The sequence below is a fragment of the Streptomyces guryensis genome (assembly GCF_021261325.1).
Lineage (GTDB): Bacteria > Actinomycetota > Actinomycetes > Streptomycetales > Streptomycetaceae > Streptomyces > Streptomyces guryensis.
On the sequence record NZ_JAJSBI010000004.1, the window covers coordinates 418,878 to 441,850 of the forward strand.

A 22,973-nucleotide genomic window follows, 5' to 3' on the forward strand; every position below is an offset into this window, starting at 1 on the left:
TGAGTGGGAGCCGCTTCACTCCTGTCGGGCGCCTCGAAGCCCCGCCAAGCCCGCAAGGAAGTCAGAGGAGTTCCATGGGACGCAACACACGAAAACGCCGTACGCCGCTGGCCACCAAGGCCATAGCCGCATCGGCGGCCCTAGCGCTCGGTGGGGGCGGGCTGATCTGGGCGAACTTCTACGCCTCGGCACACGAGTCGAACAGCTCGGGGCAGAACCAGACCTATGCCGCCACCGGTCAGGTCGCCACGATCGCCTGCCCCGACGTCCAGCAGAAGCTGACGAACGTGCCGGCCAAGGCCCAGCAGGGTGTGGCCACGGAGCTGGCGAACCTCGACAAGCAGGTCACCGAGGCCTACACGCGGCTCGCCTCCACGCGCCAGGCACAGACGCAGGACGCCAGCTTCGTGCAGAACGCGATCGTCGGCCCCCTCAAGGACAAGCGAGCCGCGACCCTCGACCGGATCCGGATCGACATCCAGCGGGTGGGCGGCCAGGTCGACGCGGCCGGGCTGAGCGCACTCGCCGCCTGTACGACGCAGTCCGCCAACCAGACCAACGCCGGTGGTCAGCAGCAGAACGGCGGACAGCAGCAGCAGAACGGCGGACAGCAGCAGAACGGCGGTCAGCAGCAGGGCGGCCAGCAGAACAACGGCGGTCAGCAGCAGGGCGGACAGCAGAACAACGGCGGTCAGGGCGGCGACGGCCCGTCCGCGGCGGACTTCGTCGACATCACGAAGGTCCAGCCCAACGTCGCCGCGAAGCCGCAGAAGTCCGGCAATGCCTCGACCGGCGCCTTCATCACCAAGTGCGGGGTGAACGCGAACCAGAACCACAACAGCGACAACGTCATCGTCGCGCCCGGCGTGACCAACGGTGCCCACCACGTGCACGACTACGTCGGCAACCAGAAGGTCAACGCGTTCTCCAACAACAACACGTTCCTGCAGGGCGGCAGCAGCTGCCAGAACAAGAACGACCTGTCGGCGTACTACTGGCCGGTGATCCGTCTGCAGGACGGCACGCAGGAGAAGGACGCGAACGCGGACGGCGGCGGCAAGGACCTCAACGTCGGCAAGATCCTGACGCCGCAGCAGGCGCAGATCAAGTACGTCGGCAGCCCGACCAGCAAGGTCGTCGCGATGCCGCAGTTCCTGCGCATCATCACCGGTGACGCCAAGGCCTTCGTCAACGGCCCGGCGAACGCCAACGCGCACTGGAGCTGCACCGGCTTCGAGAACAAGGTGCAGCTGACGGACAAGTACCCGATCTGTCCGCAGGGCAGCCAGGTGGTCCGTTCGTTCGCCTTCCAGAGCTGCTGGGACGGCAAGAACATCGACAGCGCCAACCACCGCACGCATGTGGCGTTCGCGGACGCCGCCGGCAACTGCGGCAACGGCTTCAAGGCGATCCCGCAGCTGACGATGCGTCTGGTGTACAACGTCACGCCGCCGACCATCCAGAACGGCCAGGTCAAGAACGCCTACGCAGTGGACGGCTTCCCCGAGGAGCTCCACAAGGCGATCACCGATCACGACGACTTCATCAGCGTCACGACCGGCGGCCTGGCGAACAAGATCGCCAACTGCATCAACACCGGACAGAAGTGCCAGTGACACACTGAGCCGGTGACCCACCGAAGAAGGCCGGTGGCGGGATCTCCCGCCACCGGCCTTCCGGTGTGTGTACGACAGCGTGTCTCGTACGAGGTGTTCAGCCGCTGTGGCTGCTGTGCGCGCTGTGGTTGGTGCCGATCTCCTCGTCGCCGCCGAGCGTGTGCTGCAGCGACTTGACCACCTTGTCCTCACCGACGGTGACCCACTTGCGCCCGACGAGGTAGAAACCGCCGTAGTCCTTGGCGTCGTTGATCCACTCGCGCTGGCCGCGGTCGGTGGAGAAGGTGACGAGGACGAACTTGCCGGCGGTGGTCTTGCAGATGGCCTGGCGGACCTCGTCGGAGTCGATCTGCATGTCCGGCTTGCACTTCACCTTGGCGGCCAGGCTCTCCAGGCTGCCGGTCGCGGCGGTCGGCACCTTGGCGGCCGCGTCGCTGTTTCCGGTTCCACAGCCCGCCAGCGCCAGGACGCCCGCGGCTCCGGCCACGGCGAGCATCGGTCGGGTCAACCTCATCTGTTCCTCCGAGTCGCTTTGCCAGCCAGGCCCTGTGGGCCCGTCCCCTTCGATACGGCTGTGAGAGCTGACGCGCTCAAAAATACGGCCGTCTCCCCGCGCATGTGTGTGCGAAGGTGCTCTGGTGAATCAAGACTGGGAAGATCGCGTGACCGCGGCCTGGGCCACCCTCGACGGCTATCCGGAAGAGAAGGCAGCCGACTTCCGGGCCGTGATCGACACCCTCGCCGCGGAACTGCCGGAGGGCAGCCCCCTCGGACTCTTCGAGCAGGCCTCCGCCTGGGACTCGACCGGGCACTCGGACCAGGCGGTCCCGCTGTACCGGGAGGCGCTGGAGCGCGGGCTGAGCGAGGTCAGCCCGTACAAGGGCCGCAGGGCCAAGATCCAGTTGTCCAGTTCGCTCAGGAACACCGGGCGGCCCGAGGAGGGCGTCAAGCTGCTGACGCCCGAACTGGACGCGCCCTCCGACGAGTTGGACGACGCGGTACGGGCGTGTCTGGCCCTCTGCCTGTCCAGCCTCGGCCGGGACCGCGAGGGACTGTCCCTGGTGCTCGGCGCCCTGGCGCCCCATCTCCCGCGCTATCAGCGCTCGATGGCGAACTACGCGCGCGCACTCGTCGAGCCCGAGGGCTCGGCCGACAGGGCCTGAGTCACCCGGGCGGCGGTGACTATCCCACGATTCGCTCGTTTTGCTGAACGTGCAGTCACAGGATGTCGCCCCGCGCCCCGCACCGTCCACTTCCGACCTGGCCGTCGACGTCGAACAGGCCGAGGCCGCGCTCGTCGAGCACTATCCGCGGCTGGTCCGGCTCGCCTACCTGGTGCTGCCGCCGAGCCTCGGCCGCAACCGGCGCGTGGTGACCGCACACGCCGTCACCCAGCGCGCCCTGCCCAGGGGCCGGACGCAGGCGCCCACGATCCCGGCACGGTCGACCGGGCGCAACGGGGACCCCGGGTACGCCTTCGTCCGCCTCCAGGTACTGCGTACGGCACTGGACGCGGGCCGGCCGCTGAAGCGCACGGCGCTACCCAAGCGGTCCCAGCTGCCGCCGCTGCTCCCCCAGGTGTGGGGCCTGCGGCTCTTCCCGCGCTCGGGCGGCGCCGACGAACTCGCCCTGGACCAGCGCCTGTCCGCCCTGTCCGGCCCCGCCCGCGCCGCCTACGTCCTGCGCGGCCTGGAGAAACTCCCCGACGGCGACGTGGTCGGAGTGCTGACCGCCGCCGGCTGCGAGGAACCGGAGGACGCGCTCCAGGAGGCCGACGACATCCCCGAGCAGTACGCCCTGCTCGACTCCCCCGAGTTCGACCCCTGCTCGCTGCACGCCCGGCCCACCGATCTGATGCGGCGCAGACAGCACACCAAGGCCGCGCTGGCCGCCGCCGCGGCCGTCGCCGTGTGCGGGGTGCTGCTCGGCCTGCCCGGGGACGGCTGGGCCCCCGACGGCGCCGCCGCCCCGGTGTACGCGCAGAACCCGGCGGCCGAAGCCGCCCTGGACCCGGGCAAGCTGCTGCGGGTCGCCCCCACCGCCTGGACGACCTCCGCGCGCACCGACTTCTCCGTCTGGCCGGCCCGCGGCGACCTCACCGGCGACAAGGCCCTGCTGCGCCGCGCCCTCGCCGTCTGGGCCCGCCCCGGCGAGAGCGTCCAGGTCTCCGCGACCCCCGGCACCCCGTCCGGCGGCCCGTCCGGCCCGCCCCAGCTCCTGTACGCCGGGACCGTCGACAGCGCACGCGTGGTGATCCTCTACGACGGTCTGCGCATCGTCCGGTACGCCGAGCCGAAGAGCAGCACGAAGGGTGCCGCGCTCGACTTCGCGCGCGTCGACGGCGCCGACCGCTCCGAGGCGAACGCGCTGGTCCTGGACCGGGCCGACGGCAACGTCCGCTATCTGACGGCCCCCTGGGTGAAGCAGGCCACCGAGCGGGACCTCCTCAAGCCGGGCACCGGCACCACGGCCCTCGCCCTGACCGGTGGAGTCACGGCACCGCTGGCCAGCTCCGCCGCCCAGACCGGCGACTGCACGTCATGGAAGGTGCTCCAGCTCACCGACGCCACCGGCACCCGTCTGAGCACCGACCTCGGCGAGCTCGTCCCCGCCCATCTCACCACCGGACGGCCCGGCGCCACCCACGAGGTCACCGGCGCCCAGGCACTGCACACCTGGGCGCCGTACGCCTGCTCGCTCGCCTCGATGCGTTCGGCGGGCGTGCGCACGGTCAACGCCTGGGCGTACGGCCGGCAGCCGCTGCCCGACGCGAGCGGCGCGGCGGACTGGGTGTGTACACGGGCCGACACCTGGCGGGGCGGCGGGACACGGGTGCTGGCGCAGTTCCACACGCCGGGCGGGGCGTACGGGGCGGTCGCGGCGAAGGGGGAGAACGTGCCGGCCTGCGGCGCCAAGGACCCGCAGGTGCTCGCCGGGGTGCTGTGGAAGTCGGGGGCGGGGAACTGGTACCTGCTCGCGGCCGGCAGCCCGGGGATGTCGTCGATCAGTACGACCGGAGGAGTCAGCACCTCAGCCCCGGGCAGCCTGCTGGCCGTGCGGGCCAAGCAGGGGGAGCGGGCCGAGCTGGAGGGGACCCTGGAGGACGGGCGGTCGGTCGGTGGACTGCAGTGACCCCCGCCCCGGCCCCTAGCTGACTCGGTGGACTGCAGTGACCCCCGCCCCGGCCCCTGGCTGACGCTGGCGTCAACAAGTCGCCGCAGAAGGGTTTCCCTCGGACTTACTCGTCAGTACATTGACGCCATGTCTAACACGCCGGCCTCGGAGCGGGTCGCCCTCAAGCCGCGGAAGGTGTCCTTCTCGTGGGAGGGGACCCCGCTGCACTGGGTGCCTGGGGATCCGTTCACCACGCACACCATCAATGTGCTGCATCTGCTGCTGCCCGCCGGTGAGCGGTGGTTCGTGCACGTCTACAAACAGGTGCTGCCGTACATCCGGGACGACCGGCTGCGCGAGGACGTCATCGGGTTCATCGGGCAGGAGGCGATGCACTCGCAGGCCCATGACGAGGTCCTGCCGCACCTCAAGGACCTGGGGCTCGATCCGGCGCCGTACACCGCGCAGGTCGACTGGTTCTTCGAGAAGCTGCTCGGCGACCGGACGCTGCCACCGGGCAGGGCGCGCAAGTGGTGGCTGATGGAGCGGGTCGCGATCATCGCCGCGATCGAGCACTACACCGCGTTCCTCGGCAACTGGGTCCTCAACGCGGAGGAGCTGGACCGGCGGGGCGCCGACCCCACCATGCTGGACCTGCTGCGCTGGCACGGTGCCGAGGAGGTCGAGCACCGCTCGGTCGCCTTCGACCTGTTCATGCACGTCGACGGCAGCTACCGGCGGCGCGTGCGCACCTGGGCCACGGCCTTCGCGGCGATCGTGTTCCTGTGGCAGCGCGGGGCGCGCTTCTTCATGGAGAACGACCCGACGCTGATCGACGGCAGGGCGAGCTTCAGGCAATTCCACGTGCGCGGCAGACGGGGCACCCTGCCCACGACCGGCGACATGCTCAGGTCCATCCCGCGGTATCTCAGCCAGGCCTACCACCCCTCCCAGGAGGGCTCCACCGAGCAGGCCGTCGCCTATCTCGCCTCCTCCCCCGCGGCGCTCGCGGCGCTCGCGGCGGAGAAGGGAGCCGTGTGATGCCGAAGCTGCGCACGGTCGTGGTCGTCGCGGGCGCCGCGATGCTGGTCAGACGGGCGATGCGGAGCCGCATCCAGGCCTCGCCGCTGTGGCCCATGCCCGCACTGGACCACCCGACGTCCGGGCGACCCCGGTCGCGGGCGCTGAAGCTGCTGGTCGCCTCGCGCGCGACGGTCGCCGAAGGCGTCGTACAACTGCGCCTGGAAGGAAGGGACTTGCCGCGCTGGGAGCCCGGCGCGCATCTCGACCTCGTACTGCCGTCGGGGCTGATACGGCAGTACTCGCTGTGCGGGGACCCCGAGGACACCTCGTCGTACACGGTCGCCACCCGGCTGATCGAGGACGGGCGGGGCGGCTCGCGCGAGGTGCACGAGCAGGTCACCGAGGGGATGGAACTGGAGGTGCGCGGGCCGCGGAACCGCTTCCCGCTCATCGAGGCCCCGTCGTACGTCTTCGTCGTCGGCGGCATCGGGATCACTCCCGTGCTGCCGATGCTGCGGGCGCTCGGGGAGGGCACCCGGTGGCGGCTGGTGTACGGCGGGCGGACGCGGGCGTCGATGCCGTTCCTGGAGGAGGTCGAGAAGCTGGGCGGTGACCGGGTGACCGTCGTCGCCGAGGACGAGGACGGACTGCCCGATCTCGACGGCCTGTCGGCGGCCACGGCCGAGGGCGCCGCCGTGTACTGCTGCGGGCCGGAGGGGCTCATCGCCGCGGTGGAGGAGCGGTTCCCCCAGGTCCGCCTCGAGCGGTTCACACCGCGTACGTCGGCCGACGGCAACGGCGCCTTCGAGGTCGAACTCCGGCGCACCGGCCGGACGTTGACCGTGCCGGCCGACTCGACCGTGCTGGCCGCGGTGCGCTCCGAGCTACCGAACACCGCGTACTCCTGTGAACAGGGCTTCTGCGGAACCTGCCAGCAGCGGGTCCTGGAGGGCGAGGTGGAGCACCGGGACGAACTGCTGACGGACGCCGAGCGGGCCGACTCGATGCTGATCTGTGTTTCGCGAGCACGAAGTGAGCGTCTGGTGCTGGATATGTGAACATCCGCGTCCGGTCCGGTCCGTTCGGGGCCGGATCCGATCGGTAAGGTGTTCGCATGACTACCGGGGTACGCCGCAGATTGGGAGTCGAGGAGCGGCGGCAGCAGTTGATCGGCGTCGCCCTCGAACTGTTCAGCCAACGCTCTCCCGACGACGTCTCCATCGACGAGATAGCCGCCGCCGCGGGCATCTCCCGCCCGCTGGTGTACCACTACTTCCCCGGCAAACTCAGCCTGTACGAGGCCGCGTTGAAGCGTGCGGCGGAAGATCTGGCGGGCCGGTTCAAGGAGCCGCAGGAGGGTCCGCTGGGTGCCCGGCTGCTGCGGGCGATGCACCGCTTCTTCGACTTCGTGGACGACCACGGGCCCGGTTTCTCGGCCCTGATGCGCGGCGGCCCGGCAGTCGGCTCGTCGGCCACCAACGCCCTCATCGACTCCGTACGGCAGGCCGCCTACGAACAGATCCTGTCGCATCTGGACGTCCAGAACCCGCCCGCCCGACTGGAACTGGTCGTACGCTCCTGGATCTCCCTCGCCGAGTCGACCGCCCTGCTCTGGCTGGACGGCCGCCGCATCCCCCGCGCCGAACTGGAATCCCAACTCGTCCACGACTTCGCCGCCCTGGCCGCGGTGAGCGCCGCCTACGACGAGGAAATGGGCGCACTACTGCGCCGCATGATCAAGGACGAGCCCCCGAACGGGCCGTTCGCGGATTTGGTGGCGCGCCTGCTCGCCCTGGCTTCCTGAGCCGCCGGCAGGGGTCTCAGGAGCGCGGGACTGTGTCAATTTGCGGCTGCCGCGCCTGGGCGCGACCAGCCACAACGGACCCGCAGACGACCAAGAACCCTCAGCGCTCGAACTTCCGGTACGACGGGTCGAGGTCCCGCACCTCGGCGGAGGCGTGCAGGGTTACCCCGTCTTCCGAGCTCACGTACTTGCGGAGCAGATCCAGCACTGCCTCCGTGAGGTTCGCCTTCGTCTCCTCGCTGCGTCCGGCAAGGAGCCCGATGGTCACGTGCACAAGGGTGTGCGACTGGTCCATGTCCTCGTACCCGTACGCGGCGATCCCCGCCCGGAGCAGGGTCTTGCAGGCCTCCGGCTTGGCCGCCGCGATCTCCACGACCGTCTCGTGCAGGGCCCGCGTGAAGCCCTCCATGTCGATCGACTCTTCCGAGGCATAGGTGTAGTCGACGGTGATCTGCGGCATGAGCACTCCTGTTCCAGGACGGCAGCGACGTGAGCAGCCTAATTCCTCAGCTGGAGCGCCAGCATCGCGATGTCGTCCTCGCGATCGTGGCCGAAGCAGGCCAGCAGGGTGTCGCACAGGGCGTCCAGGCCGGGCAGCGCGCCGACGGCCGCCGAGCGGAGCTGTTCCATCGAGAGGCTCAGGTCCGTGCCCCTGGTCTCGATCAGGCCGTCGGTGACCATGAGGAGCCGGTCGCCGGGCTCCAGGAACAGCTCGGTGGGCGACGGGTGGGGCAGGCCCAGGCCGAGCAGCGGTCCGTCGGCCTTGGCGTACTCGGCGTCCGAGCCGTGCCGCAGGATCAGCGGCGGGATGTGGCCCGCGTTGGCGATCCGGGTGCGCCCGGTCTCGGGGTCGATCAGGACCAGGCAGACGGTGGCGGTGACGTCGGGGTGGTAGTGCTGCAGCATCCGGTCGAGGCGCTCGGCGAGTACGGCGGGGTCGCTCTCCTCGACGCAGTAGGCGCGCAGCGCGTGCCGTATCTCGACCATGACGGTGGCCGCCTCCAGCGAGTGCCCGACGACGTCGCCGACCGCGGTGAGCACACCCTCCTCGGTGCGCAGGGCCGCGTAGAAGTCACCGCCGATCTCGGTCTCGCGGGACGCGGGCACATAGCGGACCCCGACGTCGATGCCGGGCAGCTCGGGCAGCCGGTGCGGCTGGGGCAGGAAGCTGTGCTGGAGGGTGAGGGCGACATGCCGCTCGACCTGGTACATGAGCAGCGGCTCGGCGGCGAGTGCGGTGGCCTGCGCCAGCTGGGCGACGAGGGCCTCCTCCTCGGGGTTCACCCGGCGCACCCCGCGGGTGGGCGTGGCCAGGCACACGGGGGCCTTGTCGTCCTGGGTGAGGACAAGCGCCAGCCGGGCGTCGTGCTGCATGCCGGGCCGGAAGAACCCGGCGGGCCACAGCGGCGCGGGCACCGTGGTGATCTGCACCCCGGCCTGCCCGCGGGTGAGCCGCCGCAGCAGACCGGCCACGGTCCGGTGGGCGCCCGCGTCCGGCAGGGCTAGGGAGGTGCGGTCCCGGGACACGCCGCGGTACAGCTCGTCGTCCGGGCCGAGGACGAAGACGGCGGCCGGACCGCCGATGAGCCGCGCGGTGCCGTCGGCGGCGGCGTCGGCGAGTTCCTGCAGGGAGCGCGCCGACTGGATGGTGACGATGGCCTGCGACAGCAGCATCAGCCGTCGTACCAGCGCCTGGTCGTCGGCGCGCAGCCGGGCGGTGCGCACCGCGGAGCGGACCACCGCCTCGATCTCCTCGGGCTCGGCGGGCACCGTCAGATAGATCTCTGCGCCCGCGTCCAGCCCCTTGCAGCGGTCGGCCGGTGCCACGGCGGCGGCCGAGAAGTGCACCACGGGCAGGCCCGCCATGTGCGGCCGCTCCTTGAGCCGCCGGCACAGTTCGAAGCCGCTCATGTCCGGCAGGTCGATGTCGACGAGAGCCACGTCGGGCAGGAGGCCCTTGCGCAGCCGTACGTCGAGTTCGACGAGCGCCTGCTGGCCGGTGGCGACCGGTACGACCTGGTGTCCGGCCCGGCGCAGCACGGTCCCCATCGCGTACCGGCTGGCCGCGACGTCGTCCACGACCAGCACGGTCGTGTCTGTCAGCTTGCCGTTGAGGTCCATCTGTCAGCCTGTCAGCCCTTGGACGAACGCCGGTGGGGCGGACCGCGGGTCGCGGTCCGCCCCACCAAAGTAATGCTCCTATCAGGAGATCCGGGAGAATATTGCGACACTGCGCCCCGGAACGGCGAACGTGCCCGATTCCCGCTCATAGGAAGAGGACTTGACGATAGGGTCGGCGCCCGCCGCCTGCACCGGGTGCAGACGGTAGCCGACCCCGGCCAGCGAGCCGACGCGCTGCTCCTGCCGGCTCGGCGTCGCGTTGAAGACGACGACCAGGTCACCCAGGACCATCGTGATCACACCGGGCGTCTCGTCCTTCCCGGACAGCGGGAAGGACAGCTTCGACTGCACCTGAGCGGCCGTGCCGAGCGAGAAGACGCCGTCCGTCGAACGGATCTTCAGCAGGTCCTGATACGCGGCCGAGGCCCCCTCGATCTGCGGGCAGCCCACGCGCACGGAGCTGAGCAGCGGCTTCGCATACGGCCACTTGGACTGGTTGTCGGCCGCCATCGGCAGCCCCCGCCCGAAGCCGTTGCCGTCCGTGCAGTTCCAGTGGATGGCGTTGAACCAGTCGCCGCTGTCGAACGAGTTGCGGTCCAGGGACTTGGAACGCAGCAGGTCGGAGCCCGCCTGCGAGAGGGACGGCCCCTGCGAGAGGGTGGCCGTCGCCATGGCGAGGACCTGCATCCTGGCCCGGTCGGCCGCACTCGTCGAAGCGGGCAGCTTGTAGGTGAGGGCGTCGAAGAGGGACTCGTTGTCGTGCGCGTCGGCGTAGGCGACGGCGTCACCGGGCGCGTCCGCGTAACCGGCCGGCTGACCGTTGTAGTCGATCTCCGCGCCGGTGACCTCCTTGCCGTCGGTGTCGGTGAAGCGGTAGTCGGCGAGGTCGCCGGACAGACCGACCTTGATCAGGTCCTGGTAGTGCAGCAGACGGGCCTTCTGCTCGGCCGAAGTCCCGTTCGCCGTGGACGAGTTGGGGTCGGTGTACAGCCCGGAGGCGAAGCCCTGGACTCCGGGGTCGGAGTCGAAGGGGCTGCCGCCGCGCACGGCGTCACGCGCCCGGTCCGAGAAGGTCGCAATGCCGGTTCCGGCCATGTTCTTCTGCGTGGCCTGCACGAAGCGGGCGTTGTCGGCGACCTCGCCGAAGTTCCAGCCCTCGCCGTACATGATGATCTTCTTGCCGTCGACGCCGTCCTTCGCGAGGGTCAGCGCGTCGAGCGCCTTCCTGACCGCGAGGATGTTGGCCTTCGGCTGGTGGCCCATCAGGTCGAAGCGGAAGCCGTCGACCTTGTACTCCTTGGCCCAGGTGACGACCGAGTCGACGACCAGTTTGCCCATCATGGAGTTCTCGGTGGCCGTGTTGGCGCAGCAGGTGCTGTTGGCGACCGAGCCGTCCGCGAGGAGCCGCTGGTAGTAGCCGGGCACCACCTGGTCGAGGACGCTGGCGTCCGCCTGACCTGCGGCCGCCGTGTGGTTGTAGACGACGTCCATGACGACCCGGAGCCCGTCCTGGTTCAGCCCCTTCACCATCTTGCGGAACTCGACGGTACGGCCGGTGCCGTCCGGGTCGGTCGCGTACGAGCCCTCGGGGACCGTGTAGTGGAGCGGGTCGTAGCCCCAGTTGTACGCGTCCTTCGCGGCGGTCTTCGCGACGCACGCCTGCTGCTGGTCGGAGTCGGCGCCGTAGGAGGCGAGGTCGCAGTCCGTCCTCGCCTGGTCCGCCTTCTTCTCGGGGACGGTCGCGAAGTCGAAGGCCGGCAGGAGATGGACGTACGACGTGCCCGACTTCGCCAGCTGCCGCAGGTGCTTCGAGCCGTCGCTGTTCCTGTCGGCGAAGGCGAGGTAGGTGCCCTGGTCCTTCGCCGGCACGGTCTCGTCCGCGACGGAGAAGTCCCGGATGTGCAGCTCCTGGATCTGGGCGTCCTTCAGCGGTACGGCCCTGGGCTTGGCGAGGCTCGACCAGCCGCTCGGCGCGAGGGACCTGTCGTCCAGGTCGACGACGAGACTGCGCCCGGAGTCCGCGGTGAGGGCGACCGAGTACGGGTCGGTGACCTTGTTGGTGACGACCTTGCGCACGCTCGGCGCCCACACCTTGACGACGTACCGGTAGGGCTTGTTCTTCCAGGACGCCGGGCCGGAGACGGACCAGACGCCGGTGGAGTCGTCGCGCGTCATCTTCCTGACCGAGCCGTCGAGCTCCAGTGCCACGCTCTGCGCGGTCGGCGCCCACACCGCGAGGGTGGGCCGGCCCTTGTGGAACGTCGGCCCCAGCTCGGCCTTGGTCGCGCTCGCGTACACGTCGTCGAGTACGCCGGCGATCTGGACGCCGGTCGCCGCGAGCACGGCACCGTTCGCCGCCCGCTGGGAGGCGACGATCTGGCCGTCCAGGGCCGCGCGCACCCGGTCCCGGTCACGCGGGTCGACAGTCCAGGCCGTGTAGTCCTTCAGATACGGGAACCTGGCCTTCTGGGCGTCGGTGAGCGTGGTCTTCGCAAGACGCAGCCAGCGCTCGTCGTCGCTGGTCAGCGCCCCGTTCTTCACGGCGATCGAGCCGTCGTGGGAGTAGAGCAGCTGGGTGGAGGCGGCGGCGTCGGAGCCGTTCCAGGCGACGGTGTCCCGGTCGATCCAGACCGCCTTGGAGGTGGTCAGGTCGAGCGCGGCGGCGGAACCGGCGGGCTGCGGCAGCAGGTACTTCTCCTGGCCGTTCAACAGCCAGACCTCGTAGCCGTTGGACTTGAGGTCGAGCGACTGGTCGGACGGGAGGTCCTTCTCGTCGCCCTTGTGGATGAGGTAACTGAGGCTGGTGGCACCGTCGGTGAGCGGCACCTCGAAGACCGCGCCGTAGGCGTCGGTCCTCACCGGCTTCAGCGGGCTCGACCAGTCCGTGGGGTTCGCGGCACCGGTCCAGACGTGCAGTCCCCAGCCGTCGTAGTTCCCGTCGGCGCGGTGGTAGTGGATGACCGCCTTGCTCTTGTCCTGCGCCGGGTAGTCAGGCCGCGTCGTCTGTACGGCCTCCTTGCCCTGCTCGATCCAGATCTCGCCGGTCTTGGTGACGTCGATGGTGCGATCGGTCGAGACGTCCTTGTTGCCGTTCTTGTCGACGACCAGGAACCCGACGCTGGAGGCGCCCGGCTTCAGCTTGACGTAGGCGAAGGCCCCGTACGCGTCACGGCCGACGAAGGGGTGGCCGGCCGGCCAGGTGGTCGACTCGCCGTCGGCGAGGTCGCCCCAGGCGTACAGGCCCCAGTTGTCGTAGTCGCCGTCGGTGCGCTTGTAGTGGACGACCGCGTAGTCGCGTGAGGAGGCGGTGGGAGGCTCCTCGGCGGGCGGGGTGCCGGTGCTGGAGGCGGCGGTGGCGCTCGCCGTGTGACCGGCCGAGTCGATGACAACTGCCTTGTAGCGCAGGGCGGTTCCGGCCGGGACGTCCTTGCCGATGGTCTGCGTGACCTTGTACGGGGCGTGGTCGGCGGAGCCGAGTGTCTGCCACTTGCCGTTGCCGACCTGCGCGGCGAAGACGACGCGGTTGAGCTGACCGCCGTTGACGTCGGCGGAGAGTTCGACGGTGCCGGTGGCGCCGGCGTCGGGGGCCTTGAAGGTGAGGGTCGGTGCCGTGGTCGGCTTGGCGAGCCTGCCCGCCGCCTTGAGGACGATCGCCGTACCGGCCGGGACGGTGACGGTGATCTTCCTGTCCCCGTCGGAGGTCGTGTCGGCCGAAGTCCCGTAGATCCCGTGGAACTTCATGTCGGCCGAGCCGGTCGCAAAGGTGGCCGACTTCGCCTCGTCGGCGTTGTTGAGGGCGACGACGTACTCCTGGCCGGTCCTGGCGTCCGTACGCGAGAACGCGTAGACGCCTGAGCCGTCGGACGCGTACCGCTGCGTCTGGACGCCGTCCGCCAGGGCGGGGTTGTCCTTGCGCAGCTTGCTGAGCGCGGCGATCTGCCGGTAGAGCGGTGCGCTCGTGTCGTACGAGTCGCTCGCGTGGGTGCGGTCGGTGCCGATCTCCTTTTCGTCGAGGTAGTCGGCGACCTTCGAGGCGAACATGGTCTGGCGGGCGTCCTTGTCGCCGCCGGAACCGGTGAAGCCCTGTTCGTCGCCGTAGTAGACGACCGGGTTGCCGCGGCTGAGGAACATCACCTCGTTGGCGAGCTTGTCCTTGGCGAGAAGCTGGGCATCGGTGGCCTTCGGGTTGTCCTGGTTCAGGAAGTACCCGATGCGGCCCATGTCGTGGTTGCCGAGGAAGGTGACCTGCTCGTACGCGTTGGCCTTGTCGGTCGTGTACTTGTAGTCGTCGCCGAAGAGCGAGGCCAGCTTCTGCGCGCTGCCACCCTGGGACGCGTAGCTGCGGGCCGCGTCCTGGAAGGGGAAGTCGAGGGTGGCGTCCAGGCGGCCCTGGGTGACGTACGGCGAAGTGATCGAGGTGTCTGCGGAGTAGACCTCGCCGAACATGAAGAAGTTCCTGCGCCCCTGCTTCGCCGCGTAGGCGTCGAGCGCGGTCGCCCACTGGGTCCAGAAGTCCATGTCGACGTGCTTGACCGTGTCGATCCGGAAGCCGTCGATGTCGAAGTCGCGCACCCAGCGTTCGTAGATCTTCTCCATGCCCCGCACGACCTCGGGACGCTCGGTCCACAGGTCGTCGAGGCCGCCGAAGTCCCCGTACGTGGCGCTCTCACCGGCGAAGGTGGAGTCACCGCGGTTGTGGTACATCGTCGGGTCGTTGAGCCAGGAGGGGACCTTGGCGTTCCTGTCCGCGGCGGCGACGGTGGGCGTGCGCGGGAAGGATCCGGTGTCGACGGCGGGGAACTTCTTGCTGCCGTCCGCGTAGTCGGCGTCGTCGAAGGGGCGGCCGTCCTTGGTCAGGTACGGGAAGGCGCCCTTGGAGAGGTAGTCGTAGGACTTCTCCTTGTAGTCGACGACGTCGGCGGTGTGGTTGGTGATGACGTCGAAGAAGACCTTCATGCCCTTGGCGTGCGCCTTGGAGATGAGGGTTGCCAGGTCCTTGTTGGTCCCGAAGTGCGGGTCGACCTGGGTGAAGTCCGTGATCCAGTAGCCGTGGTAGCCGGCCGAGGCGTTGCTCCCCGTCCCCTGCACGGGACGGTTCTTGAAGATCGGGGCCATCCAGATGGCGGTGGTGCCAAGACCCTTGATGTAGTCGAGCTTCCTGGTCAGGCCCTTGAGGTCGCCGCCCTGGTAGAAGCCCTTGTCGGTGGGGTCGTAGCCGGTGCTGAGGCGCGAGCCCGTCAGCCCGCCTTTGTCATTGCCGGTGTCCCCGTTGGCGAAACGGTCCGGCATGACGAAGTAGAACTGCTCGCGGGTGTCGTCGTGCCGGGCGGGCGCGGCAGCCAGCTTCCCGTCGGAGGGCGGCGCGGGCGGGGAGTCCGCATGCGCCGCGAGTGGCTGGATCAGGGCTGCGGCGAGCGCGGCGACGGTGACGGCCGCGACCCGTCTGGCATGGGCGGTACGGCGCGTCCGGGGCGCCGGCCATCTCGATATCACAGGCGGGATCTCCTTGCGATCACGACTCTCTGGGTCCGACCCCGCGCGACCGTATCGCTAACGCAAGGTTTACAGCAAGAGGCTTGAAACTCATAGCAAGAACTTTCACGCGCCACCTTGACGCGCCTCACCAACGGCCCCACTCTCACCTCTGGTTGACCCCTGGTTGAAACCCCAACACCTTTCATCGGAGCCGCACTGACCAGACACCGACCCCCTGGTGTCTTCCGGCGCACGGCCGGTGCCGTGGCCGCCGGCGCGCTGGCCCTCGCGGGCGCCGTGGCACTGCCCGCCGCCTCCGCGCACGCGGACACCAGCGCAAAAGGCGACGTCATCGCCAACCTGTGGGATTGACATCCTCCGCCTCTAATAGAGGGGGATGCCAACCCGGGTGGGTTGAGGTTCACGGACGCTCGAACGGTTTGTGGCCGCTGTCGTCCCTCCGGCACCGGCTGAGCGCCGGGGGCGGGGGATCCCGCCCTGTCCTGCCGCGACGTTGGTTGCTGCGTTGGTGTCCGCGTTGCAGGTGAACCCGCAGGACACGCAGACGAACTCGGCTTGGCTCTTGCGCGAGTTCTTCTCGATCCATCCGCAGGCACTGCACCGCAGAGACGTAAAGGAGGCGGGGACGTCCTCGACCCGGCCCGGGGCTTTGTCCTCGGTGCGCTGCCGGAGCAGGCCCCACCCCTGGGCGAGGATCGCCCGGTTCAGCCCGGCCTTCTGCCGAACCCTCGTGCCGGGCTGGTCAACCGTCCCCTTCGCAGAGCGGGTCATGTTCTTGATGTTCAGCTTCTCGAACCGGATCAGACCACAGGTGCGGGCGAGCATGGTGCCGGTCTTCTCGCACCAGTCCTTGGGCCGGTCGGCTTCGCGGGCCTTGAGGCGAGCGGCCTTGGCGTACTCGGCGGTCTTGGCCTTGCTGCCCTTCGGGGCGCGGGCAGCTCGGCGCTGGTGCTTGCGGATCCGGGCGCGCTCCTTCGTGGTGAGCTGCGGGCAGTTCAGCTTCCGGCCGTCGGAGAGGGCAGCGGTGATCTTCACGCCCCGGTCGATGCCGACGACCGCACCCGTGCCGGGCGCGTCGACCGGCACGGGATGACGGCGAACGCGAGGTGCCACTGACCGTTGCGGTACGTGACCCGGAACGTCTTCGCCTTCGGCAGGCCGGTGCGGGACAGCCTGAAGCGCACCCACCCGCAGCCCGGCACCTTCACCTGCGCCCGCCGCCGGTTCAGCTTCTGCACAACGACTGAGCGGCCCAAGACCTGTCTGCCGGTCTTCGCGTTCAGCTTCGGCGACCCGTCCTCGTTGTACTCGGGTACGCGGTCGGTGCCGATAACCCGGAAGCCCTCATGCCGGTACTTCTTGCGCCAGGATGGCTCACCGAAGCCGGAGGTGAACCGGGCCTGCTTGGCCTTGGCGAAGTCCCTCAGGGCCTGCTGCTGGGCATCGGCGTTACCGGCGGCCGGCCATTCGTTCTCCCGGCGGGCCACGGTGAGCTGGCGGCACTGTTCGAGGAAACCGGGCGCGGCCTTGCGGCCCTTGTACCAGTGCAAGTGCTGCTCGACGGCCAAGTTCCACACGTACCGCTCGTGCGCGCAGTGACCGAGCATGATGCTCGCCTGCTTGCTCGTCGGGTACATGCGAAACCGTGCCCTGCCGTGAACCTAGCTCGCGCGTTCCCCGACTGCGCACGCCATCGATCAACATCACCCGGGTGAGTGACCTCTCCCGACTGCCGACCCGGCCAGCCACCGGCCACGACGATCGAGCGCCAATACCCCAAGAAGAACAGCCCAGGAAACGTGACCTGGGAGTCCGGGACGAACCGCTCGTACACGACGGGCAGTTCGTCCGGATACACCGCGAGCGACACGTGGAAGTGAGCGGGCCCTATCGCCTGATGGTGTAGGTGACCAGCGCCCGGGCCGGGACCGTGCTGGTCAGTGAACTCTTGCCGACCGCCACGGTCGGCTGCTGCGCCGTGCTGTGCGTGGCGTCGGTCAGGTACGGGGTCGCCGTGCCCTTGCCGATTCCCGTGTTCTTCAGGTCGAAGGTGACCGGAGTGGCGCTGGTGGAGGTGTTCAGCGCTACGACGGTCACCGTGCCGTTGGTGTTGCGGAACGCCGACAGTTCGAGGGCGGAGTCGGAGGCCGTGGCACCGATGCGCGTGGCACCCGGGCGGATGAAGCGGCTGTAGTTCGCCATCGCCCACAGGCGCTTGGAGACGTGGTAGCCGTCGCCGTCCATCTGGATCAGCCCGCGGGTGGCGCCGAGGGAAGCGCCGTACCAGTAGACGTATCCACTGGTGTTGCCCTTGGTGAGGGCGTCGTGGATGGCGGAGGCGACCGTGAAGCCGTCGTAGCCGCTGCCGTCGTCCCAGTTCTCGTTCCAGGTGGTGCCGTCGGGGGACCACTCCGACATCCAGCTGCGCTTCTGCGTCGGCAGGGGGCCGTCGACCTTGCTGGCGTAGGTGTGGCCGGTGTGGGTGGTGACCAGGCCCCGCGCCTTCGCGTCCGCCTCGATCGAGCTGCTGTAAGTCTTCTCCTGGTCCCAGCCGAAGGAGTCGCAGCAGGCGACCTTGTACCCGGCGGCGCGCGCGATCGGGCCGAAGGTCTTGATGAACTCGACGGCCTGGGCGGGGGTCAGGCGCATGGAGTCGTACGTCGCCGTCCAGTCGGGCTCGTTGGTGAACCCCAGGTCGGTGATGCCGATGCCCTCCTGGCGGTAGAACCTGGCGTACTGGACCAGGAAGTTCGCGTACGCCTTCCGCCAGTCGCCGCTCGCACACGTCGCGCCGGACAGGCCGCACAGGGTGCCGCCGTTGGCGTCCGTGCCGTTGGTCTTCATATAGCCGGGGGCGGTCCAGGCATCGGCGTAGAAGCGCTTCACGCCGTATGACTTGGCCTGCTTGGCCAGCCACACCTGGCCCTTGTCGACGCCGTCCCACACGTACTTGGGGGTCGCGTTGGGGCCGCCCGGGTCGGCGGGCTGGATCCCGGAGTCGATGCCCAGGCGCAGGATGCTCAACCCCGCGCCGGTGCTGCGGTCGAGCAGCAGATCGAGGATCTCCTTCTGGTGCTGGGCGGATAAGCCCTGCGAGCCGTTCATGATGGCGGCCCGTCCGAAGTGCTCGGAGAATCCGAAGCCGTCGATCGGCTGGTACGTGGTCGAGCCGTTGATCGTCGCCGTGGTGGCGGCCGTCGGCTGCGGCAGGGCGGCCGCGGTGGTGGCGGCGGCCGTCAGCAGAGCCGCCAAGGACGTCAACGCCCAGTTTCTGAGCCTGCGCTGCATGATGCTCCCTTCACGGGAGCGCCACCTGGGAGCGCTCCCACAGACATCAGGGAACGTAGGACGACACTCGATGAGCGTCAATCCCACGTTCCCCTTCGGCTGTTGCGGGCTCACTGCCCTCTGTCGCTCAGCAGCTCGTCTTGCCCGCGTAGATCGCGAGGGCGGTGTTGGACCCGAGAGTGGCGCTGAACTGGCCGTTGGAGTCGACCGTCACGCTGGTGTTGTTCTGCACGTTGCAGTACGTCCCCGCAGCCAGCGACGTCTGGTACGTACGGGTCAGGCTGCTCGACTCGTGGTTGATGGCGACGTAGCCCTTGCTGCCGCGCCCGAAGGCGATGGCGTTGTTGCCGTTGTCCCACCAGTTGGTCACCGACTGGCCGCGGGTGGCGTTGCGGAAGGCGACCATGCGGATGATCTCCGGCCAGGCGTGCTGGCACTTCCAGCCGTCCTGCCAGCAGGCGTTGACCTGGCCGTTGTTCGGCGGGCCCGCGTCCTTGTCGGACCACTCGTAGCCGGAGTTGATGTCCGGGGCGCCGTACGGGTAGGCGAGCATGAAGACGTTGGCGAGGGTGTAGTTCGCCCCGTCCTTGTAGTTGAGGGTGGAGCCGTTGCGCTCGGTGTCGTGGTTGTCGACGAAAACGCCGGCGACGCCACTGCTCATGTATCCCCAGCCCTCGCCGAAGTTGGTGAGGTAGGCCAGCTTCTCGTTGTTGAAGACCCGCTTGAGGTCGTAGGCGTAGCGGAACTCCTGGACGTCGCCGTTACCGGTGTACTCGGTGGGCTGGACGGCCTCTCCGGCGCCGTAGATGACCTCCTGCTTCCAGTACACGGACGGGTTGCTCAGCCGGGACTTGATGTTGGCGAGGTCGGTCGCCGGGATGTGCTTGGCCGCGTCGATGCGGAAGCCGTCGGCGCCGTAGCCGAGGAGGCTGTTCATGTAGCCGGCGATGGTGGCACGGACGTACTCCTCGCCCGTGTCCAGGTCGGCGAGGCCGACGAGTTCGCAGTTCTGGACGTTGGCGCGGTTGGTGTAGTCGCTGACCGTGGCGGTGCAGTCGTCCATGTCGGCCGAGGAGTACAGGCCCGGGTAGTTGTACTTCGTGTACGAGGAGCCGCCGGTGCCGGTGCCGCTGCCCGACGTCATGTGGTTGATGACCGTGTCGACGACGACCTTCACGCCCGCCGCGTGACAGGTGTCGATCATGTCCTTGAAGGCCGTCGCGTCTCCGAGCCGACCCGCGATCTTGTAGCTCACCGGCTGGTACGAGGTCCACCACTGCGAGCCCTGTATGTGCTCGGCGGGTGGGCTGACCTGGACGTAGCCGTAGCCGGCGGGGCCGAGGGTGTTGGTGCACTCCTTGGCGACGGAGGCGAAGTTCCACTCGAAGAGGACGGCGGTGACGTCCTTGGTGCCGGGCGGGGTCGCGTCCGCGACGGTCGGGGTCATGACAAGGGCGGCCGCTGTGAGGGCGACGGTCGCCGCGAGGGTTCTGCGTGCCATGTGGGGGTCTCCTTCACCGTTGAAGGCTCTTGCAGAAACTTTCCCGCAAACTTGCGGTGACGGAGATGTTAAAGGCCCGCTGCCTGAAAAGGCAGCGGGCCGCGTGAAGTTGATGCAAGAACTTTCAGAAAGGCCGTCAGGCCCCCGGCAGTCGGGTCAGGCGGTGGTGAACCACACCGTCGTGTCCGCCGGCACCTTCGTTTCGCCGTCCGCCTCGGTGATCTCGCCGCTGGTGAGCAGGACGCGGCCGTACGCCGGGGTCGTCACCGACTCGCCGCTCGTGTTGGCGACGCACACGAACTCCCCGCGCCGGAAGGCGAGTACGCCCTCGGGGGCGCGCAGCCACTCCAGCGTGTCGCCCGCGCCCAGGTCGGGCTGCTCGCGGCGGGCGGCGAGGGCGGTGCGGTACAGCTCCAGGGTCGAGCCGGGGACGCCGGTCTGCGCCTCGACGCTCAGCTCGCCCCAGCCCTCGGGCTGCGGAAGCCAACTGCCGCCGTCGCCGAAGCCGTACGAGGATCCCGTGCGGGTCCACGGGATCGGCACCCGGCAGCCGTCGCGGAAGCCGTCCTGGCCCGCGCCGCGGAAGTACGCCGGGTCCTGGCGCACCTCGTCGGGCAGGTCGACGACGTCCGGGAGGCCGAGTTCCTCGCCCTGGTAGACATATGCCGAGCCGGGCAGCGCCAGCATCAGCAGCGTGGCGGCCCTGGCACGCCTGAGCCCCAGCGCGCGGTCGCCGGCCAGCCGGATCTGGGTGCCGAGGCCGGGCGGGTTGGCGAAGCGGGTGGCGTGGCGGGTCACGTCGTGGTTGGAGAGGACCCAGGTGGCGGGGGCGCCGACCGGGCGCATCGCCTCCAGGGTGCGGTCGACGACCTTGCGGAGTTCGTCGGCGTCCCAGTCGGTCGCCAGGTACTGGAAGTTGAAGGCCTGGTGGAGCTCGTCCGGGCGGACGTAGTTCGCCGTGCGCTCGACGGTCGGCGTCCATGCCTCGGCCACGAAGATGCGCTCACCGGAGTACTCGTCGAGGATCGTGCGCCACTGACGGTAGATCTCGTGCACGCCGTCCTGGTCGAAGAACGGCATGACATCGTTGCCCAGCAGCTTCAGCTGTTCGTGGGAGCCGAGGTCGGGCAGGCCCTCCGCCTTGACCAGGCCATGGGCCACGTCGATACGGAAGCCGTCGACGCCCATGTCCAGCCAGAAGCGCAGGATCGAGCGGAACTCGTCGCCCACCGCCGGGTGTTCCCAGTTGAAGTCGGGCTGCTCGGGGGCGAACAGGTGGAGGTACCACTCCCCCGGGGTGCCGTCCGGCTCGGTGACGCGGGTCCAGGCCGGGCCGCCGAAGATGGACTCCCAGTCGTTGGGCGGGAGTTCGCCGTCCTCCCCCTTGCCGGGACGGAAGTGGTAGCGGTCCCGGAGCGACGATCCGGGCCCCTCCCGCAGCGCCCGCTTGAACCACTCGTGCTGGTCCGAGGAGTGGTTGGGGACGAGGTCGACGATGATCCGGAGGCCGAGGTCGCGGGCGTCACGGATCAGTGCGTCGGCGTCGAGGAGGTTGCCGAACATGGCGTCCACGGCCCGGTAGTCGGCGACGTCGTAGCCGGCGTCGGCCTGCGGGGAGGCGTAGAAGGGGCTGAGCCACACGGCGTCCACGCCGAGGTCGCGCAGATACGGGAGTCGGGAACGTACGCCCTCCAGATCACCCATGCCATCACCGTTGCTGTCGGCGAAGCTGCGCGGATAGACCTGGTAGATCACCGCGTCCCGCCACCAGTCACGGCGCTTGGCGACGGTGGCTACAGCGGAGGTCGGGGCCGGGTCGGTGGACTGCTGCTGGCTCATGGCGTCCTTGATGCGGGAGGAGTCATCGGGTCAGTGGTGGGCGTACGGCGACTGTGGTGACGAGGCGGCCGCGGTGACAGCGGGGTCGGATGGACACCGCGACCGCCTCGGGTCTCAGGGGGGCGGGGGGGCAGCGCCCCCGAGGGGGCGCGGGGCTGTGTTGAATTTGCGGCTACCGCCGCGTCGGCGCGACCGGCCACCATGGCGCCGCAGGGGAACGGCGGCCTGTCGCGGCTCAACCGGCGGTCAGCCCTTCGTGCCGCCCGCGGTGAGCCCGGTCACCAGGTTCTTCTGCACGAGGTAGAAGAACGCGGACACGGGTATCGCGATCAGCACCGCGGTGGCAGCCATGAGGTTGCGCTGGGCGTCGTGCTCGCTGACGAAGGTCTGGAGTCCGACGGCGAAGGTGTACTTCGTGTCGGACAGCATGAACGTCGAGGCGAAGGCGACCTCGCCGAAGGCCGTGAGGAAGGTGTAGAAGGCCGCAACCGCCAGGCCCGGCTTGGCGAGTGGAATGATCAGTCGCGCGAACGTGCCGAAGGGGGACAGACCGTCGACACGTCCGGCCTCGTCGATCTCGAACGGGATGGTGTCGAAGTAGCCCTTCATCAGCCACGCGCAGTACGGGACGACGGTGGAGCAGTAGACGAGGATGAGCCCGAGATAGGTGTCGATGAGCTGCAGGTCCGAGAGGATCTGGTACATCGGCACCATGAGTACGGCCACCGGGAACATCTGGGTGACCAGGAGCACCCACATGAACTTCTTGTAGCCGGGGAAGCGCATCCGCGAGACGGCGTAGCCGGTGGTGGCGGAGATCAGCACACCGATGAGGGTGGTGCCGAGCGTGACGACCGCCGTGGTCAGCAGCCAGTCGAAGAACTGAGTGTGCTCCAGCACGAACGAGTAGTTGGTCAGCGACATCTTGCCCCAGATGCCGCCGGGGTGCAGATAGTCGTCCTTGTCCGGACCGAGGGACAGGTAGACCAGCCAGGCCACCGGGAAGAGTGCGATCAGGCTCGCGACGATCAGGATGCCGTGCGAGACGAGGCGGGCGGTCGAGCTGCTGTTGCCTCGGCGGCGGACCGGTCGGAGCCGCGAGTTGGCGAGGACCTGCGGGGTCACCGGGCGGCCGGACTTGATCTCGGGGGGTGTTGCTGTGCTCATGGTG

17 protein-coding genes are annotated in these 22,973 nt (G+C 69.2%); 7 read left to right on the forward strand and 10 right to left on the reverse strand.

The window, feature by feature from the left end; genetic code table 11:
• Positions 1 to 74: 74 nt before the first annotated feature.
• Entirely contained in the window at positions 75 to 1,616 is a 1,542-nt protein-coding gene (locus LJ657_RS11470; protein ID WP_232648334.1) for a DUF1996 domain-containing protein, read from the forward strand.
• A gap of 97 nt (positions 1,617 to 1,713) precedes the next feature.
• Here LJ657_RS11470 and LJ657_RS11475 read toward each other — a convergent pair whose 3' ends face one another.
• Positions 1,714 to 2,130, reverse strand: coding sequence for a hypothetical protein (locus LJ657_RS11475; protein WP_232648335.1), 417 nt, complete (start codon positions 2,128 to 2,130; stop codon positions 1,714 to 1,716).
• 106 nt (positions 2,131 to 2,236) lie between these two features.
• On the opposite strand from LJ657_RS11475, the gene LJ657_RS11480 reads away from it, so the two are divergent.
• The 5 genes from LJ657_RS11480 (at position 2,237) to LJ657_RS11500 (ending at position 7,557) form a co-directional block, all read left to right on the forward strand.
• Positions 2,237 to 2,779, forward strand: a complete 543-nt coding sequence (locus LJ657_RS11480; RefSeq protein ID WP_232648336.1) for a tetratricopeptide repeat protein — start codon at positions 2,237 to 2,239, stop codon at positions 2,777 to 2,779.
• A gap of 49 nt (positions 2,780 to 2,828) precedes the next feature.
• Positions 2,829 to 4,748, forward strand: a complete 1,920-nt coding sequence (locus LJ657_RS11485) for a hypothetical protein (RefSeq protein ID WP_232648337.1) — start codon at positions 2,829 to 2,831, stop codon at positions 4,746 to 4,748.
• Positions 4,749 to 4,877: 129 nt separating this feature from the next.
• Complete coding sequence (locus LJ657_RS11490; RefSeq protein ID WP_232648338.1) at positions 4,878 to 5,771, forward strand: metal-dependent hydrolase; 894 nt, start codon at positions 4,878 to 4,880, stop codon at positions 5,769 to 5,771.
• Positions 5,771 to 6,811, forward strand: a complete 1,041-nt coding sequence (locus tag LJ657_RS11495) for a PDR/VanB family oxidoreductase (RefSeq protein ID WP_232648339.1) — start codon at positions 5,771 to 5,773, stop codon at positions 6,809 to 6,811. The genes LJ657_RS11490 and LJ657_RS11495 overlap by 1 nt, the downstream gene beginning before the upstream one ends.
• A 56-nt stretch (positions 6,812 to 6,867) precedes the next feature.
• Complete coding sequence (locus tag LJ657_RS11500; protein ID WP_232648340.1) at positions 6,868 to 7,557, forward strand: TetR/AcrR family transcriptional regulator; 690 nt, start codon at positions 6,868 to 6,870, stop codon at positions 7,555 to 7,557.
• Positions 7,558 to 7,657: 100 nt separating this feature from the next.
• Here LJ657_RS11500 and LJ657_RS11505 read toward each other — a convergent pair whose 3' ends face one another.
• The 5 genes from LJ657_RS11505 to LJ657_RS11525 all read right to left on the reverse strand — a co-directional run bounded on the left by LJ657_RS11505 (position 7,658) and on the right by LJ657_RS11525 (position 16,811).
• The gene (locus tag LJ657_RS11505; RefSeq protein WP_232648341.1) at positions 7,658 to 8,017 is read right to left on the reverse strand and encodes a 5-carboxymethyl-2-hydroxymuconate Delta-isomerase; all 360 of its coding nucleotides are present in this window, start codon (positions 8,015 to 8,017) and stop codon (positions 7,658 to 7,660) included.
• Positions 8,018 to 8,055: 38 nt separating this feature from the next.
• Entirely contained in the window at positions 8,056 to 9,678 is a 1,623-nt protein-coding gene (locus LJ657_RS11510) for a fused response regulator/phosphatase (RefSeq protein WP_232648342.1), read from the reverse strand.
• 81 nt (positions 9,679 to 9,759) lie between these two features.
• Positions 9,760 to 15,171, reverse strand: coding sequence for a pullulanase-type alpha-1,6-glucosidase (gene pulA / locus LJ657_RS11515; RefSeq protein WP_232648343.1), 5,412 nt, complete (start codon positions 15,169 to 15,171; stop codon positions 9,760 to 9,762).
• Between the two features lie 366 nt (positions 15,172 to 15,537).
• On the reverse strand, positions 15,538 to 16,260 hold the full coding sequence (locus LJ657_RS11520) for an RNA-guided endonuclease InsQ/TnpB family protein (protein ID WP_232648344.1): 723 nt from the start codon (positions 16,258 to 16,260) through the stop codon (positions 15,538 to 15,540).
• On the reverse strand, positions 16,206 to 16,811 hold the full coding sequence (locus tag LJ657_RS11525; protein WP_232648345.1) for a helix-turn-helix domain-containing protein: 606 nt from the start codon (positions 16,809 to 16,811) through the stop codon (positions 16,206 to 16,208). The genes LJ657_RS11520 and LJ657_RS11525 overlap by 55 nt, the downstream gene beginning before the upstream one ends.
• Positions 16,812 to 16,889: 78 nt before the next feature.
• Here LJ657_RS11525 and LJ657_RS11530 point away from each other — a divergent pair, with 78 nt between their 5' ends.
• On the forward strand, positions 16,890 to 17,054 hold the full coding sequence (locus tag LJ657_RS11530; RefSeq protein ID WP_308117020.1) for a carbohydrate-binding module family 20 domain-containing protein: 165 nt from the start codon (positions 16,890 to 16,892) through the stop codon (positions 17,052 to 17,054).
• Positions 17,055 to 17,061: 7 nt separating this feature from the next.
• Here the strand turns inward: LJ657_RS11530 and LJ657_RS11535 are convergent, their stop codons facing one another.
• From LJ657_RS11535 to LJ657_RS11550, 4 genes are all read right to left on the reverse strand, one after another.
• A complete protein-coding gene (locus LJ657_RS11535) occupies positions 17,062 to 18,462 on the reverse strand; it encodes a glycoside hydrolase family 30 protein (RefSeq protein WP_232648346.1) in 1,401 nt (466 codons plus the stop codon).
• Positions 18,463 to 18,589: 127 nt separating this feature from the next.
• Positions 18,590 to 19,963 carry an alpha-amylase gene (locus LJ657_RS11540; protein ID WP_232648347.1) on the reverse strand — a complete coding sequence of 458 codons (1,374 nt, stop codon included), beginning with the start codon at positions 19,961 to 19,963 and terminating at the stop codon, positions 18,590 to 18,592.
• A 156-nt stretch (positions 19,964 to 20,119) separates the two neighbouring features.
• Positions 20,120 to 21,802 carry a glycoside hydrolase family 13 protein gene (locus LJ657_RS11545; protein ID WP_232648348.1) on the reverse strand — a complete coding sequence of 561 codons (1,683 nt, stop codon included), beginning with the start codon at positions 21,800 to 21,802 and terminating at the stop codon, positions 20,120 to 20,122.
• 246 nt (positions 21,803 to 22,048) lie between these two features.
• Positions 22,049 to 22,969 (reverse strand): sugar ABC transporter permease, encoded by a 921-nt coding sequence (locus tag LJ657_RS11550; protein WP_232648349.1) that lies wholly within the window; start codon positions 22,967 to 22,969, stop codon positions 22,049 to 22,051.
• Positions 22,970 to 22,973: the final 4 nt, after the last annotated feature.

Excerpts from the sequence above, each read along its gene's own strand:
- LJ657_RS11505 (WP_232648341.1), bottom strand. The coding sequence starts at position 8,017 with ATGCCGCAGATCACCGTCGACTACACCTATGCCTCGGAAGAGTCGATC.
- LJ657_RS11545 (WP_232648348.1), bottom strand. The coding sequence starts at position 21,802 with ATGAGCCAGCAGCAGTCCACCGACCCGGCCCCGACCTCCGCTGTAGCC.
- LJ657_RS11495 (WP_232648339.1), top strand. The coding sequence starts at position 5,771 with ATGCCGAAGCTGCGCACGGTCGTGGTCGTCGCGGGCGCCGCGATGCTG.
- LJ657_RS11475 (WP_232648335.1), bottom strand. The coding sequence starts at position 2,130 with ATGAGGTTGACCCGACCGATGCTCGCCGTGGCCGGAGCCGCGGGCGTC.
- LJ657_RS11525 (WP_232648345.1), bottom strand. The coding sequence starts at position 16,811 with ATGTACCCGACGAGCAAGCAGGCGAGCATCATGCTCGGTCACTGCGCG.
- LJ657_RS11550 (WP_232648349.1), bottom strand. The coding sequence starts at position 22,969 with ATGAGCACAGCAACACCCCCCGAGATCAAGTCCGGCCGCCCGGTGACC.
- LJ657_RS11510 (WP_232648342.1), bottom strand. The coding sequence starts at position 9,678 with ATGGACCTCAACGGCAAGCTGACAGACACGACCGTGCTGGTCGTGGAC.
- LJ657_RS11470 (WP_232648334.1), top strand. The coding sequence starts at position 75 with ATGGGACGCAACACACGAAAACGCCGTACGCCGCTGGCCACCAAGGCC.
- LJ657_RS11500 (WP_232648340.1), top strand. The coding sequence starts at position 6,868 with ATGACTACCGGGGTACGCCGCAGATTGGGAGTCGAGGAGCGGCGGCAG.
- LJ657_RS11535 (WP_232648346.1), bottom strand. The coding sequence starts at position 18,462 with ATGCAGCGCAGGCTCAGAAACTGGGCGTTGACGTCCTTGGCGGCTCTG.
- LJ657_RS11540 (WP_232648347.1), bottom strand. The coding sequence starts at position 19,963 with ATGGCACGCAGAACCCTCGCGGCGACCGTCGCCCTCACAGCGGCCGCC.
- LJ657_RS11490 (WP_232648338.1), top strand. The coding sequence starts at position 4,878 with ATGTCTAACACGCCGGCCTCGGAGCGGGTCGCCCTCAAGCCGCGGAAG.